General features: G+C 67.2%; 12 protein-coding genes. 6 read left to right on the top strand and 6 right to left on the bottom strand.

Features of this window, described 5'->3' with window-relative positions; genetic code table 11:
* Positions 1 to 367: 367 nt before the first annotated feature.
* On the top strand, positions 368 to 3040 hold the full coding sequence (locus tag AC6EUL_RS16645) for a DUF3772 domain-containing protein (RefSeq protein ID WP_499871404.1): 2673 nt from the start codon (positions 368 to 370) through the stop codon (positions 3038 to 3040).
* A gap of 63 nt (positions 3041 to 3103) precedes the next feature.
* A complete protein-coding gene (locus tag AC6EUL_RS16640; protein WP_499871402.1) occupies positions 3104 to 3571 on the top strand; it encodes a CAP domain-containing protein in 468 nt (155 codons plus the stop codon).
* A gap of 199 nt (positions 3572 to 3770) precedes the next feature.
* On the opposite strand, the gene AC6EUL_RS16635 is transcribed toward AC6EUL_RS16640, so the two are convergent.
* Both AC6EUL_RS16635 and AC6EUL_RS16630 read right to left on the bottom strand, forming a co-directional pair.
* The gene (locus AC6EUL_RS16635; RefSeq protein ID WP_056271697.1) at positions 3771 to 4604 is read right to left on the bottom strand and encodes an OmpA/MotB family protein; all 834 of its coding nucleotides are present in this window, start codon (positions 4602 to 4604) and stop codon (positions 3771 to 3773) included.
* Between the two features lie 33 nt (positions 4605 to 4637).
* Positions 4638 to 5411 (bottom strand): motility protein A, encoded by a 774-nt coding sequence (locus AC6EUL_RS16630; RefSeq protein WP_056221112.1) that lies wholly within the window; start codon positions 5409 to 5411, stop codon positions 4638 to 4640.
* Between the two features lie 248 nt (positions 5412 to 5659).
* Between AC6EUL_RS16630 and AC6EUL_RS16625 the strand changes: the two genes are divergently transcribed.
* Positions 5660 to 7435: a glucan ABC transporter ATP-binding protein/ permease gene (locus AC6EUL_RS16625; RefSeq protein WP_056350040.1), complete on the top strand. Its 1776-nt coding sequence runs from the start codon at positions 5660 to 5662 to the stop codon at positions 7433 to 7435.
* Positions 7436 to 7605: 170 nt separating this feature from the next.
* Here the strand turns inward: AC6EUL_RS16625 and AC6EUL_RS16620 are convergent, their stop codons facing one another.
* Complete coding sequence (locus AC6EUL_RS16620; protein WP_499871399.1) at positions 7606 to 8430, bottom strand: transglutaminase-like domain-containing protein; 825 nt, start codon at positions 8428 to 8430, stop codon at positions 7606 to 7608.
* Between the two features lie 133 nt (positions 8431 to 8563).
* On the bottom strand, positions 8564 to 9448 hold the full coding sequence (locus AC6EUL_RS16615; protein ID WP_056271704.1) for a YihY/virulence factor BrkB family protein: 885 nt from the start codon (positions 9446 to 9448) through the stop codon (positions 8564 to 8566).
* A gap of 140 nt (positions 9449 to 9588) precedes the next feature.
* On the opposite strand from AC6EUL_RS16615, the gene AC6EUL_RS16610 reads away from it, so the two are divergent.
* Both AC6EUL_RS16610 and AC6EUL_RS16605 read left to right on the top strand, forming a co-directional pair.
* Positions 9589 to 10461 (top strand): DMT family transporter, encoded by an 873-nt coding sequence (locus AC6EUL_RS16610; RefSeq protein ID WP_499871439.1) that lies wholly within the window; start codon positions 9589 to 9591, stop codon positions 10459 to 10461.
* A gap of 213 nt (positions 10462 to 10674) precedes the next feature.
* A complete protein-coding gene (locus AC6EUL_RS16605; protein ID WP_499871397.1) occupies positions 10675 to 12357 on the top strand; it encodes an acyl-CoA dehydrogenase family protein in 1683 nt (560 codons plus the stop codon).
* 84 nt (positions 12358 to 12441) lie between these two features.
* Here the strand turns inward: AC6EUL_RS16605 and AC6EUL_RS16600 are convergent, their stop codons facing one another.
* Complete coding sequence (locus AC6EUL_RS16600; protein WP_056221130.1) at positions 12442 to 12624, bottom strand: hypothetical protein; 183 nt, start codon at positions 12622 to 12624, stop codon at positions 12442 to 12444.
* Positions 12625 to 12835: 211 nt separating this feature from the next.
* Positions 12836 to 14110 (bottom strand): glycosyltransferase family 4 protein, encoded by a 1275-nt coding sequence (locus AC6EUL_RS16595; RefSeq protein WP_499871394.1) that lies wholly within the window; start codon positions 14108 to 14110, stop codon positions 12836 to 12838.
* 142 nt (positions 14111 to 14252) lie between these two features.
* Between AC6EUL_RS16595 and AC6EUL_RS16590 the strand changes: the two genes are divergently transcribed.
* A complete protein-coding gene (locus tag AC6EUL_RS16590; RefSeq protein WP_499871392.1) occupies positions 14253 to 15506 on the top strand; it encodes a glycosyltransferase in 1254 nt (417 codons plus the stop codon).
* The last annotated feature ends 114 nt before the right edge of the window (positions 15507 to 15620 follow it).

Genomic DNA, 15620 nt, shown 5'->3' with positions numbered 1-15620 from the left:
GCCCGGTTCGTGGCGACGCACATCGGCGCGGATGGTCGTCGCCACCTCCTCGCACGGGAACGAAAAGGCCAAGTCCATCGGGATTTAGTCTAATATCAGCGTGACACGCTTGTGAAGGTCACCCCCGCTCTCCACGAGGTCGCGCCCACAGACCGGCGATCCGTACCGATCGGCTGCCTGTATCTGCCGCACCGTCAGCCTTTCGCCCCATTGCTCGGCGATGGGGCGGTTTCCGGTCGCTCCCCGTGCTTCCGAGTCGTGCAGGTTCTACCCGTCCGGTTCGGGCATGCGGGTTGCCAGTGGCCCGACGAGGCGAGGCGCGACAGCGCGCCAGAACCACGCGACGGCGCAGCGCGAAAGGATCATCATGGGCGGTATCCCGAGAGGCCAGACGACCCGAGGCACCCGAGGTGCGGCACTGATCGCCGCTTGGCTGGGTGTCCTCGTCCTGGCTCCTGCGGGCGCAGTCGGGCAGGGCACGCCCACGGCGGCGCCCGCCGCGGCCCCGACGAAGGCTGCCCCGGCCCCTGCGCCAGCAGCCCCCGCAGATGGCAAGCCGGCCCCCAAAGCGGTAGCCCCGAAGCCGGCCGTTTCGGAGCAGATCCAAAACGTCCGCGACCAGCTCGACAGCGCTAAGGCGGATCTGGAGCAGCGCGAAAAAATCCTCACCGGACCGAATATCGGGAGCGGCGACCTGACCCGCGCCCGCGAAGGCATCGAGGTGATCGCGGACAAGATCCGTCACGTCATCGACATCACCACCCCGCGCCTCGATGCGGCCCGCGAGCGGCTGACACAGCTCGGTCCGAAGCCGAAGGACGGTGAGGAGGGCGAGGACGTCGCGCGCGAGCGGACGGAGCGCGAGCACGCCGTCGCGGAGATCGACGAGACCCAGCGACTTGCCCGCTCCCTCCTGGTCCAGAGTGACCAGATCGTCGATCAGGTCTCGAACCGCCGTCGCGCGGCCTTCACTCGCGGCCTGTTCGAGCGATCGACCGCCCTCGTGAATCCCGACCTGTGGATGAGGATCGCGGCCGACATCCCACGCGACGGACGCGCCTTGCAAGGCGCTGTGGAGGATACGGCGGCCCTGTTCGCCCGCAACGGCACCATCGGAAACCTGCTGCTGCTCGGGATCGCCTTCGGTATCTCGATCGCCCTGTATTTCGGGCGTCGCAACATCGCCCCACGCCTCGGCCGGCGCGATGCCAAGGCCCTCGACCCCTCGCAGCGCCGGAAGCTCCTCGCGGCCTGGCGCGTGTTCCTCCTCGGCACCATCCCGGCGTTCATCGGCAGCTACGCGGTCTATTACGCCCTCGATGCCACCGATCTCCTGCCCCTGCGCCTGTTGCCGGTGGCGGGCGCCATCCTCGGTGGCCTGGCCTTCATCGCCTTCGTGGAGGCCCTGGCCGACGCACTGCTCTCACCCGACAAGCCGTCCTGGCGCGTCGCGACCATGAGCGACGCCGCCGCTGCGCGGGTGACCCGTCTAGCCGTCGGCATCGCCATCGTCATAACAGTGGTCAAGTCGATCGAGGCCCTGAACTCGGGGATCTCGGCGGCGCTGCCCATCTCCATCGCCACGCGCGGCATCGGCGCGCTCGCCACAGCGCTGATCCTCGCCATCGGACTGCATCGCTTCGCCGATTCGGCCGAGCAGGAGGAGGCGTGTTTCGGCCCCTACGTGGCGCCGGAGGCGACCACCGGGATCGGCGGCCCGGCGCGGCTTCTCGGCTGGGCGGCGGTGGTGGTCATCGCCATCGCCCCCCTCGTCGGCTACGTGGCCTTCGCGGCCTTCGTCATCGACCAGCTCGTCTGGACGGCGGGGCTCTTCGTCCTGCTGTTCCTGCTGATCTCCAGCGCCGACACCTTCATCGGGGGGACGCTCTGCGACGACACCAAGATCGCCACCGCGCTCCAGGCCAATACCGGCTTGCGCAAGCGCTCGATCAATCAGATCGCCGTGCTGGCGACCGGCCTCGCGCGAGTGGTACTGGTCCTCGTGGCCGCGCTGCTTGCCCTGGCGCCCTGGGGCCTCGACTCGACCGACGTGTTCAGCTCGGTTCGTAGCGCTTTCTTCGGCTTCAAGGTCGGCGACGTCACGATCTCGCTCTCCACGATCGCGCTCGCCATCGGTCTCCTGCTCCTCGGCATGGCGGTGACCCGGGCGATCCAGCGCTGGCTCGAACAGACCTACCTGCCGGCCACCGACCTCGACGCAGGCCTGCGCAATTCGATCTCGACGATCGCGGGCTATATCGGCTTCCTACTAACCCTGGCGCTGGCCTTCTCCTACCTGGGCCTGAGCCTGGAGAAACTCACCATCGTGGCCGGTGCCCTTTCGGTCGGTATCGGCTTCGGTCTCCAATCCATCGTCAACAATTTCGTCTCAGGCCTGCTTCTTCTCTGGGAGCGCCCGATCCGCGTCGGCGATCAGGTCCTGATCGGAGACAGCGAAGGCATCGTGAAACGCATCTCGGTGCGTTCCACCGAGATTCAGACCTTCGACCGCTCGGCTGTGATCGTGCCGAACTCGAACCTGATCTCCGGTATTGTGAAGAACCGGGTCCGTGGCGATCGGACCGGCCGCGTCAGCATCACGGTCAGCGTTCTGCGCAACCAGGACCCCGTTCACGCGGCCGAACTCCTGATGGGCTGCGCTCAAGCCCAACCGGACGTGCTCAAGGAACCGCCGCCCCGCGTCGTCTTCCGCAAGATCGGCGATCCCTTCCTGGAATTCGAGCTGATCGTCATGATCGTCGACGTCAGTCTTGGCCTGAAAGTGCAGAACGATTTGAACCTTACGGTCTTTCAGACCTTGTCGCAGGCTGGAATGATCCCCGCCCTCGGGCCGGGGTCCAGCGTGGTCACGGTGCAAGGCTTGGATTCTTTCCAGAGCGCCGTAGGGCAGATCGCCAGCGCGTTCGCCCAACCGCAACGCTCCGGAGACCAAACCGCGCCGCAGCGCGTTGAGGACCGGCTCGACGAGGCCGAGCCGATGCGCTCCGCGGAGGCGGGGAGGCGGCGCGCGGGGAGCTGACACGGTGCGTAGGGAGACCGAGGCGTGGGGCGGAGGACGGTACTGATTTTCGGAGCCGGCGTGATGGCCGGCGGTCTGGCTCTGCTCACCGGCTGCGCTACCCCGGAGCCTGTAAATGCGACGCTTCCCAGCCTCTACTGGTCGATGACGACGCAGTCGGCACAGGTCGATACGGCGACTGCACGTGACATGATCTCGGCCTACCGCGCGCGAAACGGCGCGGGGCCCCTGCGCCTTGATCCTGACTTGCAGAAGCTGGCGGAGGCGGAGGCGGCCTCCATGGCCGCCGCCGATCGACCGAGCCGGGCTCAGACCGTCAAGAATGCCGTCGAGCGGCTCGGCTTCGAGTCAGCAGAGGCCAACCTGTCGGCCGGGTATCACACTTTGGCCGAGGCGTTCTCCGGGTGGCGCGACAGTCCGGCACACAACGCAGCGATGCTTGCGCCCGGTGTGCAGCGTATGGGCATCGCCACCGCCTACGCACCAGGATCGAAGTACAAGGTCTATTGGGCCCTCCTATTGGCACAGTAGGCTTTATCCGGGGATAACCTGTCCCGGCCGGAAGCTGGCACAGCCACCGGACGTCAGACTGCGAGCGCGTTTTCCAGGGGGTGGGGGGAGAGAGGCCTCCCCGGATGGCTGGGCGAGAAAAACTTTCCCGTTGCCGATGACGCCTCTCGATCGAGCCAGCCGTCGGGCCGGACGGTGCACGAGGCGCAGGCGCGGCGGCTCAGGGAAAGTTCTTCATGCGAGGCGTCGGTGACGTTTCGCTGAGGAGCGTCACCGTCACCCGGCGATTGGCCGGGAGGTAGGGATTGTCCGGAAACAGCGGCTCCGTATCGGCTTTCCCGGTCACGGATGCGAAACGGTCATCGGGTACGCCGCTGCCGGCCAGGATCTCGCGCACGCTGATCGCGCGATTGGCCGAAAGCTCCCAAGGCGGAGCGAGAAGTCGCGTTCCGGGTCTCTCCGTCGCAGTGTAGCCCGTGATGGCGATGCGATTAGGCATCTTGCGCAAGGTCCCGGCGATCCGCTCCAAGAGGCGTCGGGTACGGGCATTGGGCCGACTCGATCCATCGGGGAACATCGAGGCGCCATCCTGGTCGACGATCGACACGTCGATCCCGCGTTGCGAGGGGGCGACGATGATGTTCTTCGATAGCTCGGCGACCTCGGGCATGTCCTGCAACGCCTGACGCAGGCTCGCTGCCGCGAGACCGGCGCCGTCCGGGTAGCCCTTGTCCGGCATACCCTCGTCAACGTTGCCGTCGACCGCGGGCGGGGTGGTGTGATCGGAGGCAAGGTCAGGGGGAATGTCGCGCTTGTACTTGACCTTGTCGGCGTGGGCGAGGCCGTCCTTCTCGATGATGCCAGCAAAGCGCGACTCCTTGTTGACGCCGAACGCGTCGCGCATGGAGCCGGCCACCGCCTGCATCTTCTTCTGGTCCTGGGTCGAATAGGCGGCGATCATCACGAAGAAGCTCATGAGAAGCGCCATCAGGTCGGCGAAGGTCACGAACCAGCCGTGGCCGCCATGCGCGCCGCCGCGCTTCTTTTTAGCCATCGGCGCCGTCGCGCGTGATGCGGGTGCGCGCCATCACGCCGGCTCGGCCACGAGTTCGTCGCGGTGGTTGTGCGGGAGGTAGGCGATGAGCATCTCGCGCACCAGGGAGGAGCTCTTGGCGTCGCGGATGAGCAGGATGCCGTCGATGATAAGCGAGCGCGACACATCTTCCTCCTCCAGCTTCACGTGGAGTTTGTCGGCGAGCGGCAGGGTGATCATGTTGGCGATCAGGGCGCCGTAGAGGGTGGCGAGGAGGGCAGTCGCCATAGCCGGGCCCAGCTTCGAGGGGTCCGACATGTTGGCGAACATCGTCACCATGCCGAGGATGGTTCCGATCATGCCCCAGGCCGGGGCGCAGTCGCCGAAGGCGCGGTAGATCTTCGAGCCTTCGTCGAGGTGCATGAGGAAGTTGTCGCGGTCGCGCTCCATGGTGTCCCGGATGAACTCGCGGTCATAACCATCAGCGATGTAGCGTGCCCCTTGGGCCAGGAAGGGATCGGAGATCTCCATGTTTTCCAAGGCCATCGGGCCGGACTTCCGCACCACGTCGGCTATCTTGGTGATCTCCTCGATGAGGTCGCGTGGCTTGATGGCGCGCATCGAGAAGGCGTAGCGCAGGCCCATCGGGAGCCCGTGCATCATCGTCGAGAAGGGGAAGCGCATCATCGTCGCGGCGGTGGCGCCGCCAAAGATGACGATGACGGCGTGCTTGTCGAAATAGGCGGCAAAGTTGCCGCCGTCGATCATGATCAGGACGAAGACGACGGCGAAGCCGCCGACGAGGCCGATACCGGTTGCGAGATCCATGATCACTCGAGCCTGAGCGGCTGCCCGCATGCCGCGTTGGCGCCGCACGACGAGGCGCCGTCCCCACCGTTACGGATTCAGGTTGAACGAACCGTAAAAAACACCGCCGGACTCTGGCCAAACCCGAGGGGTTCGCGTCATGCACCGTTCAGGGAGCGCTCCGCATAAGGCACGCAACGCCAAGGATTTGGCGGCTTCCGCCGGGACGCGTTCGCGCAACCCGGTCAGGGATCGGAGCACACGGTATCATGTCGTTGGTTCGTCTTTACGTACGGGTCATGGGTCTTCTGGGCTCCGACCGCCGTCTGGCGGCGGTCCTGGCCTGCGCCAATGTGGCCCTGGCGGTGGCGGCGTTCGCCGAGCCGCTTCTCATGGGCCGCATCATCGACCAGCTCACCCACCTCAAGAGCAGCACCAATGCCTTCACGACGCTGGCGCCCCTGATTGGCGCCTGGGTGGCCTTCGGCCTGTTCACCATCGCGGCCGGCGTGACGATCGCCCTGCACGCGGACCGGCTGGCCCACCGCAACCGTTTGACCGCCATGGCCAACTACTTCGAGCACGTGCTCGAGCTGCCGCTCGCCTTCCACTCCTCGAACCATTCCGGTCGCGTCCTGAAGGCGATGCTGGAGGGCTCAAACGGCATGTTCTGGCTCTGGCTCGGCTTTTTCCGCGATCACTTCGTGGCCTTCGTCTCCCTGATCGTCCTCCTGCCGATGACCCTGTTCGTGAACTGGCAGCTCGGCTCGATCCTGGTTGTGCTCGTGCTGGCCTTCACGACCCTGACCACGATGGTCATGCGTCGTACCGAGACCCTGCAGGGCCGGGTCGAGGCCTACCAGTCGGGCCTGGCCGAGCACGCTTCTGACGCGCTGGGTAACGTCGCCGTCATCCAATCCTTTACCCGTGCCAAGGCCGAGAAGGACGCGATGCACGACATCATCCGCAACCTGCTCGCCGCGCAGATCCCGGTTCTGTCCTGGTGGGCGCTCGCCAACGTTGCCACCCGCGCCTCCGCGACCCTGACCATGACGGCGATCTTCATCACCGGCATCGCCCTGCACCAGCACGGTCAGGCGAGCGTCGGCGAGGTCGTGGCCTTCATGAGCCTCGCGACCATGCTGGTCTCGCGCCTCGACCAGGTTGCGACCTGCATCAACGGCCTGTTCCAGCAGATGCCCAAGATCGACGAGTTTTTCGAAATCCTTGACACCACACCAGCGGTCCACGACCGTCCGGGTGCCCAGCACGTCACGCGCTTCGACGGTGAGGTCGCTTTTGAAGGCGTCGGCTTCTCGTACAACGCTCGCCGCAAGGCATTGGAAGATGTTTCCTTCATAGCCCGGGCCGGCGAGACGATCGCCCTGGTCGGCACCACCGGTTCGGGCAAGTCGACCACGCTCGGCCTTCTGCACCGCGCCTTCGACCCGGACCACGGCGCCATCCGCATCGACGGCAGCGATATCCGCGACATCGGACTGTCCAGCCTGCGCCACAACATCGGTGTTGTGTTCCAAGAGCCGATGCTGTTCGCCCGCTCGATCCGCGAGAACCTGCAGGTCGGCCGCCCGGACGCCACCGATGCCGAGATGCTCGACGCCCTGGAGCGGGCCCAGGCCACCGAGTTCATGGCCCGCCAAGCCGACGGCCTCGATACGGTGATCGGCGAGCGCGGACGCTCGCTCTCCGGCGGCGAGCGCCAGCGCCTCTCCATCGCCCGCGCGCTCCTCAAGAACCCGCCGGTGCTGATCCTCGACGAAGCCACCTCGGCCCTCGATGCCACCACTGAGCGCAAGCTGCAGGGTGCCCTGGAGGCCGTGATGGAAGGTCGCACCACCTTCGTCATCGCCCACCGCCTGGCGACGATCCGTAACGCCGACCGCATCCTCGTCTTTCATGAGGGCCGGATCGTCGAATCGGGCAGCTTCGACGAGCTCGTCGCTCAGAACGGACGCTTCGCCGATCTCGCGCGAGCCCAGTTCATGGCGGGGTCCGAGCCGCAAGGCATGCCGCTCGCGGCGTGATCCGCGCAGCGCAAATCGACAACCAAAAGCCCTCGCCGGTTCTTGGACGAGGGCTTTTGGTTGTCTTGCCAAGGACTTAGACGGCACCCTGAAAGTTATGGCTTCACGCTGCGCTTGCGTCTGAACGGTATCCGCGTCCCACTCGATGCGGCGTCTTCAGGTGCAGGCGATCAATCCGAGGCGGCGGACGTCGCACCGTCCTCCGCCCAAACCCGGAACTTCGTCAGGCGGTTCGGTCCGAAGGTATGGGTCAGGGGCACGTCCGCCGCATCGCGCCCACGGGCCACCAGGATCCGGCCTCGGCGCGGAGCATTGTTGCGCGGGTCGAAGACGTGCCAGGCGCCACCGAGATAGACCTCCGTCCAGGCGGCGAAGTCCCCCGGGGCATGCGGCTCGGGCTCGCCGATGAAGCTGAGATAGCCGGTGCAGTAGCGGGTTGGGATATTCAGGGCCCGGCAGAAGGCGACGAACAGGTGAGCATAGTCGCGACACACGCCGCGCCGACTTGCGAAGGCATCGGCAGCGGTGCGGTCGACGTGGGCATACCCATAGCCGAAGGTGATGTGTCCGTGGACGTAGTCGCAGATCGCCTGCACCCGCGACCAGCCGGGCTCGAGGTCCCCGAACAGCCGCCAGGCCTCGCTCGAGAGGAGATCGGATTCGCAGTAGCGGCTCGCTACGAGGAACGGCAGCGCCTCTTCCGGCAGATCCTCGACCGCGTGCTCCTCGGCTTCCAGCACCACCGGATCGAGGGCGCCGTCATCCTCCGTCTCCGCATGCACGCTCAGGGTCAGGGCACCGGCGGGAGCCATGAAGCGCACGGTCCGATTGCCGAAGACATCACGGAAGGTACGCAGGGGCAGCGGTGGATCGAGGGTGAGCACGTCCGGCGGTACGGCAGCCAAGCCGTTCACCGGATAGGAGTTCAGGCGGGCGATGACGGGCGTCGGCTGCGGAAAATCATAGCCCATCTCGCAACCGAACCTGATCCGCATCGAAGCTCCCCCGGGCCGGCCGCAGCGCCGCCGCTTACGCCATCACTGCCCGTGCCCGAACCGGGACACTAGGCCGCCAGGGTCACAGGCGGATGTCATCGCGCGCCCTGCGCGCAGATGAAGCAGTACAGACTCAGAGCCCCCGAGCCCGGGCCTGCTTCTCCTGCATCCGCGCCTGAAGCCGCACGCGTCGCGCTGCAATGACGGTGCCATTGATCTCGCCACCGAACAGGAACATCGCGGCCAGCCAATACAGGAAGACCAGAAACACCATCGCGGTGGCGAGGCCGCCATAAGTGGAGGCGTAGGCGTTGGAGAAGCGGTCGAGGTAGTAGCCGAAACCGAGGCCGGCCAGGAACCATAGCAGCAAGGTCACCGCGATTCCGGGGACCACCGCCAGGACGGAGCGGCGCCCTGTCGCGACAAACTTATGAGCGATCACGAGTACGGTGAGGAGCAGGAAGGCCGTGATTCCGATCCGTCCGATCGCGACGGTCAGGCTGAGGGGCTCGAGCCCCGGCGCCACATTGATGACTTTGCGCCAGATCAGGGGGCCAAGCACCACCAAGAGGGCGAAGGCCAGCATGGCGAAGGCGCCGCAGACAACATAGCCGATGGATTCGAGACGCGTCAGCCACCAGGGCCGTACCTCGCGCAGGCCGTAGGCACGGTTCAACCCGACCCGCAGGCTCTCGACCCCAGAGGAGGAGAAGTAAAGCGCCAGCAAGGCACCCAGGGTCAGCACGCCTCCGCGCTGCTCGGTCAGCACCCGATGCACCTCATTGACGATGGGCTTGGCCACTTCGCGCGGCCAGGCATCGAAGATGAGGACGCTGGCCTCGTCGGCGAGCGACTTCGTGCCGAACAGACCAGCCAGGGCGGCGAGCAGGATCAGAAACGGAAACAGCGCGGTCAGGCTCGAGAGGGCGATGTGGCTGGCGATGGCCCAGCCGTCATGGGCGACGAAACGCTGGGCGGCGACGCCTGCGATCTCGAAAGGTTTGCGGAGACGTCTCACGGGGCGGGGGTTCGTCCTCGAACGGGGCAGGCGGGCGTGTCTTCTAAACGTCACGCGACCGGTTCGCGCAACGTGCCGTGCGCGAGGCGGCGCCCTACCCGCTTGAATTTATCGCGACCCTGTGATGCGTGGCCGCCATCATGCCCGCGCCCGCTCCGTTCCTCGTCCCCGCCCTGTTCGTTCTGATCTGGGCGACGGGCTTCGTCGCGGCCCGCTTCGTGGCTCCCCATGCCGAGGCCTTCACCTTCGTGGCAATCCGGGTCGTTGCCGTCGCGCTGGTGCTGGCGACCCTGGCACTCCTGCTCCGAGCTCGCTGGCCACGCGACCGCACCGGCTGGCTCCATGCCGCGTTCGCCGGCGTGCTGATGCAGGGGGTTTACGTCATCGGCGTGTTCTGGTCGGTGCAGCATGGCTTGCCGTCCGGCATCGCTGCCCTCGTTGGCAGCCTGCAGCCCCTGTTGACCGCGAGCCTGGCAGGTCGCGTCCTTGGGGAGTCCGTGAGCCGGCGGCGCTGGCTCGGTATCGGCATCGGCTTTTCCGGTGCGCTTCTCGTCCTGGCACCGAAGATCGGCGCCTCGGATCCTGCCGGCATCCCGGTTCCGGCCCTGACTGCTTGCCTCTTCGCGATGGTGGCGATGACCGGCGGAACCCTCTGGCAGAAGCGACATGGGGCTGGTGCGGATCTCCTCAGCAATGCCGCCATTCAGTTCGCGGGCGCCGTACTCCTTGCCGTTCCAATCGCCCTCCTGTTCGGGACGGGTGGATTCGATGCTTCCACGCCCCTCTGGCTCGGCCTTGCCTGGTCGGTCCTCGTCAACTCCGTCGGTGGCATCCTCCTGCTTCTGATGCTGATTAAGCGCGGCGCCGTGGCGGGTGTCGCGTCGCTGTTGTTCCTGGTACCGCCGGTCTCGGCTGTCATGGCGTACCTCATGTTCGAAGAGTCGCTCGCGCCGGTCCAGATGAGTGGCATGGCCATCGCCACCCTCGGTGTCGCTCTGGCCAGTCGCGGATGAGCCCCCGCCGGTGCGGCGGTGACTTTTTCTTTGAGAGGCGTCTCAATAAAATTCATCATCCCTTGGTTAGCAAAGAGAAATCAGGGTTTTCCACGCCCACGGATAATGAATTCAGGCGGGATAGTGCCGCAGTGCGGCGAGACGCCTCTACAGGGGCGACGAACCTCCCTATAATGGACTGCAAAGTATCGTTCCTTTGCCAGCGAGTTTGCCATGTCAGCCTCTCCCGTCGTCTCGACCGAACCGCAGGACCTCGTGACCCTGGCCCGCGAGGCGGCCGAGGCCGCCAAAGCCCTCGTCGCCGAGGCGACCCGGCGGGTGCGCACCACGATCCTGTCGGACGAGGGCAAGATCTCGGCCGAGAAGATGGAGACCCAGCAGCACGCCACGCATGGTCTCGCCTGGATCGCGACCTATGCCGAGGGCGTGCGTGAGCTCGGCGCGTACGCGCAGCGTCTGACGGAGAGTGGAGAGTTCGGCGAGACCGAGAGCCTCCTCGTCCGGATCGGTCTCGGCGAGTACCTCGACCAGATGTTCTCGGGCATTCCGATGAGCCAGGGCGAGATGGTGCGGCCGACAGGCTCCCTCGGCCTCGGTTCGCGCGAGGTCGCCAAGTTCCGTACCGAAGCGGTGGAGACCCTGATCGCCGAGGGCAACACCCCCGAGAACCGGGCTGCCCTCGTGGCCCGGATCCGCGACAACGGCGGCTCGGCCACCATCGGCAAGTCCGGCCTCGACGAGGACATGGAGGCGATCCGCTCCGAGATGCGTCGCTTCGGCCTCGCCGAGGTCGTGCCGCACGCGCACGAGTGGCACAGCCAGAACGCCTACATCCCGATGGAGATCGTCACCAAGATGGCCGAGCTCGGCGTCTTCGGACTGACGATCCCGGAGGAGTACGGCGGCATGGGCCTGCCGAAGATCTCCATGTGCGTGGTCTCCGAGGAGTTGTCGCGCGCCTATATCGGCGTCGGCTCCCTCGGCACCCGCTCGGAGATCGCCGCCGAGCTGATCCTGTGCGGCGGCACCGAAGAGCAGAAGCATCGCTTCCTGCCCGGCATCGCCTCGGGCGACACCCTGCCGACCGCCGTGTTCACCGAGCCGAACACGGGCTCCGATCTCGCGAGCCTGCGCACCAAGGCGGTCAAGGACGGCGACGTCTGGAAAATCTCGGGCAACAAGACCTGGATCACGCACCCCGTGCGCGCCGACATCATGACCTGCCTCGTGCGCACCAAGCCGGAGGAGAAGGGCCACAAGGGTCTGTCGCTCCTCATCGCCGAGAAGCCGCGCGGCACCGACGCAGAGCCGTTCCCGGTCCAGGGCTTGTCCGGTGGCGAGATCCACGTGCTCGGCTACCGCGGCATGAAGGAGTACGAACTCGCCTTCGACAACTTCGAGGTCCCTGCCGGCAACCTCCTCGGCGAGGTCGAGGGCAAGGGCTTCGCCCAACTGATGCAGACCTTCGAATCCGCGCGCATCCAGACGGCGGCGCGGGCCATCGGTGTGGCGCAGAACGCCCTCGACCTTGGTCTGCGCTACGCCGAGGACCGGGTGCAGTTCGGCAAGGCGCTGATCAACTTCCCCCGCGTGGCCGACAAGATCGCCATGATGGCCGTGGAGATCAACATCGCCCGCCAGCTGACGTATTTCTCGGCTCGCGAGAAGGACGAGGGCAAGCGCTGCGATCTCGAGGCCGGCATGGCCAAGCTTCTGGGCGCCCGCGTGGCCTGGGCGGCGGCCGACAACGCTCTGCAGATCCATGGCGGCAACGGCTTTGCGCTCGAATACGCCGTGAGCCGCGTGCTCTGCGACGCGCGCATCCTCTCGATCTTCGAGGGGGCCGCCGAGATCCAGGCCCAGGTCATCGCCCGCCGCCTGCTCGAAGCCGCCTGAGCCGCACAAGCCGACGCCAGAACGCCAGGGAAATCCGATCGCCCCAGCGTTCTGGTATTCACAGAGGGTGTCGTCGAGGTCGCGCTACTTGGTCACCTTCACCGAGACGGGATCGCTCGACGGGAAGGTCTCCTCCAGCGCCTCGTCGAGGCGCGCGTCGAGTTCGCCCTTCTGGTTCTCGGGGCGGTTCTTGTCCGACCCCTTCGGGGCGGCCTGGCCCGTGGTGGAGATCGTGTCGCTCTCCGGTGTCTTCTGGTGATCGGCCATGCGGGCACTCCTTCGGTTCGGGGATTCAGCGCCTTCCTCGGCACGTCGTCCGAAACAACGCCGGGCGCGCGTGGGGTTTCCATGGGGGAACCGGGCCCGATGACCGGATCGGTCCACCCAAGGGTCGACAGGCCGGCCAGAACGCCCTCCCGGGTCTGAGACATCCCGCATCGGGCCAGTCCATCGCGGTCGATGGATCTCGGCCGCTGTCTCAGGATACGGCCGGAAGCTGAGAGCGCGTGGCGACGCGGCCGGCCGGCGCGCCCGCGGTTCGGGCCTCGCGCAGGACGAAGTCGTAGACCTGCATCAGCCGGTCGAGATGCGCATCCGACGTCAGCGGTGCCGCCCAGTACCGCTCGTAGGCCGCCCGGCTCATGCGCTCGGCGAGGCCGTCTTCGGAGAGTCGCACGAGATGCGCGGCGAGCGAGTCCGGGTCGCCGGAGCGGAACCAGAAGCCGGTCTCGCCGTCCTCCACCGCCTCCCGGCCGGCACAGGCGTCGCTGACGATCACCGGCGCGCCGCAGGCGAGGGCCTCGTAGACCGTGAGGGGCTGGCCCTCGTACCAGACGCTCGGAAAGACGAGGGCGCGGGCCTGCCGCATCAGGGCCTGGACGCCGGCCTCGTCGCGCCAGCCCAGCATCACGGCCTCGGGATAGCGCGCCGCGAGGTCGGCGCGGGCCGGCCCGTCCCCGACGAAGACCGGGCGAACGCCGGCGCGGCGGGCCGCCTCGGCGAAGATCGGCGCGCCCTTCTCGGTGGAGATCCGCCCGACGAAGAGGAAATCGCCCGGCGCCCCGGAGCGGAGGGGCGCGTTGGCCACCGCGATCGGGTTGTCGACCCTGTGGAAGCGGGTCGCGCTCGGCAGATGCGGGGCGACGACCCGTTCCTGCAGGGCGCTGAGGGTGACGATGTGCGGGAACAGGGCCTTCAGGCCGGCCACGTGCTCGAGAGCGAGGTGGCGAACCACCCGCAGGAGCTTGCGCGGGTAGCTGCGGGCGTCGCAGTTCGTGGTCAGGCAGCCCGGGGACATCGGCGTGCGGTGGCAGATCCGGGCGGCCGGATACTCGTAGAAGCCGCCGTTCGGGCACACGAGGAAGAACTCGTGCATCGTATAGAGCAGCGCCAGTCCGGACGCCGCGAGGCTGCGCCCGATCGAGGGCGAGAGCGCCTTGGCGAAGGCGTGGACGTGGACCACGGTGTCGCGCGGGTCAAGACCGCGCAGTTCCTCCGCCAGACGCCGGGCGGCCGGACGGTTCCAGATCGCCTGCGCGGCGAAGGCGAGCTTGTTCCGGGTCGTGCCGATGTCGTCCTGGCCGAGGCAGACCACGCGGATGCCGGCCGCCTCCAGGCGAGGGTCGGCGGGGCCGACGGCGGCGAACACCGTGACGCTGTGGCCGCGGGCACGCAGCCCGAGCCCCGCATCCAGGGCCACCTTGGCCTGTCCGCCGTTGATGAAGGCGTGGTCCACGACAAGGACGAGGTGCATGGTGAACTGTCCCGGCCAGCGACGAGGTCTTCCCCGATCTTTACCGAACGTACGTTGATCTCCGGTAAATCCCGGTTCTTGCGGTGGTCGTCGGGTCGTCCGCTGCGAATTCCTCAGGCATCGGCACAGTCTCGGACCTCCCATGCAGATCGTCGTGTTGGCGGAATTCGCGGTGGCGAGCGGCGGTGCCGAGAAGGTGGCCGTCGAATCGGCACGGGGCCTCGCCGAGGCCGGACTCGACGTGACCTACATCCAGGCCATCGACGGGCCGGTGGATCACCTCCTAGACCATCCCCGCATCCGCCGGATCGGCCTCGGCAACACGGACATCTGGCAGCGTCCGGCGCATCGCGCCGCGCTCAACGGGCTCTGGGACGCGGAGGCCGCCGCCCGTCTCGGCGCCGCCTTGGACGCGCTGCCGGTGCGGCCGGACCTGATCCATCTGCACCAATGGACGCGCAGCCTGTCGCCCAGCGTCTTCCCGGCGCTGTTCGCGCGGGGTCTCCCGGTCGTGACGACCCTGCACGACTACTTCCTGGCCTGCCCGAACGGGGTCTATTACCGCTTCGATCAGGCCGAGCCCTGTGCTCTGAAGCCTCTCTCGGCCGCCTGCCTCGCAGCGCCCTGCGACGGCCGGAGCCGGCTCCACAAGCTGGTGCGCGTCGGCCGCTCGGTCTTCCTGCGCGCGGCCCTGAAGCGGCAGCGCCTCGACGTCATCCATGTCTGCGACGCGAGCGTGGCGCGGATGGGTACGCTCCTGGAGGGTCTGACGGTCACCCATCACCGGGTGGACAATCCGGTGCGCGTCACGAAGCAGGTGCCGGCCGATCCGGCACGGGGCGATGCGCTGGCCTATGTCGGCCGCCTGACCCGTGAGAAGGGCGTCGACCTCGTGGCGGACGCCGCGCGGGCCGCCGGGCTTCCGGCCCTGTTCGTCGGCACCGGTCCCCTGGAGAACGAGCTTCGTGCGCGCCCCGGGGTCGAACTCGTGGGCTGGCAGGCACCGGACGCGGTCTGGTCTCTCCTGCGCCGCCGGGCCCGGGCGATCGCCGCGCCGTCCCGCTGGTACGAGACCGGGCCCCTGACGGTCTACGAGGCCTTGGCCAACGGCATCCCGGTGATGGCGTCGAACCGATCCGGAGCGTCCGAGAAGATCCTCGACGGGGTGAACGGTTATTCCGTTTCGCCGGAGCCCGAGGCCTGGGCCCGGGCGGCCGCGACGCTCCACGACGACGCACGCACGGCCAGCCTCGGCGCCGCCGCGCATGCCCGCTACTGGGCAAGCCCGATGACGCTGGGGGTTCATACCGATGCGTTGATCGCGGTCTACGAACGCATTCTCGCAACCCGGGCCGTCGAACGGCTGCCCGCGGACGCGGCTGCCTCGGCGGCTTGAAGGCGGCGCAGAAAGTTGGCAAAATTCTGCATCTTTCCAGACCGATGATCTTGACGCCCATGTTGCATCGCAACATAGATTCCCCGCAATGCATCGAACGAGTCGGTGCGGCCT

This window comes from Methylobacterium sp. 001424705, from assembly GCF_059816145.1.
This window is presented reverse-complemented; position numbering and strand designations above follow the sequence as displayed.